Annotated in this window: 1 protein-coding gene; it reads left to right on the top strand. The window is 69.2% G+C overall.

All coding sequences use genetic code 11. The annotated features are described in order from the left end of the window. Positions 1–39 precede the first annotated feature (39 nt). A partial coding sequence (locus tag PV363_RS16910) for a hypothetical protein (RefSeq protein ID WP_301022967.1) occupies positions 40–2973 on the top strand: 2934 nt, incomplete at its 3' end.

Below are 2973 nucleotides of genomic sequence, written 5' to 3'. Positions count from 1 at the left end.
TTGCTGATGGGTCTCCTCGGCGCGCCGCCTACGGGTGCGGTGCCGGCTGTTGCGCCTGCGGACGTCCCGCCGGCGACGGGCAACAACGCGGTCATCACCGTCAAGGTCGGCGCCGACCGGGTGGGGACGAACGGTGTGTCCAACCTGGCCGGCGTGACCCTCCGGCTCTACAACGGAACGTCGGCCCCGACGACCCCCGTGGCCGACGCATGGGCGACCTGCGTGTCGGACGCGGACGGGGACTGCAGCTTCGTCGTGCCGGACACGCAGACGAGCATTCTCGGCACCTGCCTCGGCATCACGGCCGGAGACAACTGCGACCGCCGCTTCTGGGTGGTGCAGGAAGGTGCGCCGGAGGGGTTCACCATCAACCCGTCGTTCCGGACGGGCGAGGGCGACGGCACGCTCTCGGAGAGCACGGCGTACCAGTTCCGGACCGGGCTGAGGCTCCGAGCCGGCAACACCTACAGCTCGACGTCGGACTTCATGATCGGCACGGGCGACACCAACCGTGTCGCTTCCGGCGGAATCTGGCAGCAGTCGCGGACCAATCCGCCACCGGCCCAGAGTTGCGGCCTCGACGTGGCCATCATCCAGGACCTGTCGGGCTCAGTGACACCGTCACAGCTGGTGGAGCTCAAGGCGGCGACGGACACCTTCGCCGACGCTCTCGTCGGCACGCCGTCGCGGCTGGCGTTGTTCTCGTTCTCCACCGTCTCCCCGGCCGACGGGGCGACGCAGAATTTCCCCGGACTCACCTCGGTCGCCACGCAGCAGGGCGCGGACACGTTCAAGGCGCGCTACCAGTCCTGGACCGCCGGTGGCGGAACGAACTGGGACCGAGGGCTCGCGGCGCCGGCGCAGGCCACCCCCACCTATGACCTCGCCGTCGTGATCACCGACGGAAACCCAACCCTCTACTCGCAGCCCGAACAAGGGCCGGGATACTTCGAGCGGGTGCGCGAGATGGAGAACGGTGTCTTCTCCGCCAACGCGCTGAAGGCACGAGGCACGCGCGTCCTGGCGGTCGGCGTCGGCTCCGGCGTGAGCGACCCCGCAACCGCACAGAATCTCCGAGCGATCTCAGGTCCGACGGCGTACGACGGCAGCAACACCGACACGGCCGACTACTTCCAGGTCGCGAACTACGCGTCCGTCGGTACTGCACTACGGGACCTAGCCCTCGGCGACTGTGACGAGTCGCTGTCGGTGATCAAGCAGATCGTCGGTCCGGACGGCGACATCACGAATGCGACGCCGGGCGGAGCCGGGTGGACGTTCGACGCGGCGACCACCACGCCCGGCGTGAGCCTGCCGACCACCAGTGCGACGACCGATGCCACCAGTGGCGTCAACTTCCCGATCACCTTCGGCGGCGGCGTGTCCACGGGTGCGATCACGGTGACCGAGACGGAGCAGGAGGGCGAGTCATTGTTCCCCGTCGACGGATTCAACGCCGTCTGTCGCAATCTCGCCACCGAGGAAGCCGTCCCGGTCACGAACTCGGGCGCGACCGGTTTCACCGTCGATGTGCCGAGCGACGCCCCCGTGAGCTGCACGGTCTACAACCAGGCTGTCGCACCGGCCACCGTCACCGTCGACAAGGAATGGGTCATCAACGGTGCTGCGCCCGTCCCGAACGGCAGTCAGCCGGGCGGGCTCACCGCTCAGCTGACGTTGACCGGCCCCGACGGGGCTCCTGCCTCCAACCAGGACTGGGGTGCGCCACGTCCCGGCTACAGCGCCGGCGACACCGTGACCGTGGACGAGGACGTCGACATCACTGCGCCGGCCGTGGACCCGGACCTGTGCACCGTCGGGGAGCCGACGATCGTCGAGGTCAACGGCGTCGACGTCACGCCGATCCCGATCCCGGACGGGTACGACCAGACACTGACGGCCGGTGCCAACACGCTGACCATCCGCAACAGCGTCGACTGCGAGTCCCGGCTGACGCTCGCCAAGAATGTGGTCGGGTCTGCCCTCCCGACGTCGTGGAACCTCGCGGCGCTTCCTGCTCCGGGACAGCCCGCGGGTCAGCTGCCCGGTCCGAACGGTACGGCGGGGAGTGCGGCGGTCACGGACCAGGTCGTCACGGCGCGGGTTCCGTACCAGCTGGCCGAGTCCGGCGGCCCTCCGACCTATGTCCAGAACGACGTCCGGTCCAGCGACGCGTATCCGTCGTCGACGGGGTCGTGGGCGTGTATCCGCATCGACGCCGAAGGTGCCCAGATCCCCGGGTTCGCCGACGGCCTCAACGGTGCCGTGACGGTGCAGTTCGGCGTACGGGTGCAGTGCACGGCGACGAACCAGACCGGTCGCCTCACGCTCGTCAAGGACGTCGTGAACGACGGTAGTGGGACAGCGGAGCCCGGCGACTTCACCCTGAGCGCGACTCCCGGCGACGACCCACCGGTGGAAGGTCTCGAGACCTACTCGGGGCCCGGGACTGCCACCGGCACGACGTACGAGGTGCGGCCCGGCCACCCGTACGAGCTGGCGGAGACCGGGGTCCCCGGATACTCGTTGGTCGCGGTGAACTGCGAGGCCGGTGGCGTGACCCGCGATCTCCGCACGGTGACGGTCGGCCCGGGGGAGGCGGTGACCTGCACCTTCGTGAACGACGACGATCCCGCGCAGCTGACGTTGCGCAAGCAGGTGGAGAGCGGGGCGACCGGTGCCACCGACGTGCCTGCGGACTGGACGCTGACCGCGACGCCGGACGGGATCGCAGGTCAGGACCCGGTCAGCGGCAACGGTGAGGACGGGGTGACCGACGAGAACGTGATCTCGGGAACCTACGAGCTCACCGAGGCCGGTCCGGGTGGCTATGACGCAGGGGACTGGAGCTGTGAAGGGGCCGGAGGGACGTTGGAGGGGGCGTCGCTCACGTTGGCCAACGGTGCCGACGTCACCTGCACGATTGTGAACACTGCGCAGCAGCCCACCTTGACCTTGGTGAAGGAGGTGGTG

This window comes from Mumia sp. (genome assembly GCF_028803055.1).
Classification (GTDB): Bacteria; Actinomycetota; Actinomycetes; order Propionibacteriales; family Nocardioidaceae; genus Mumia.
Note: the sequence above shows the minus strand (reverse complement) of the source record. Positions and strands in the feature narration are given on the sequence as shown.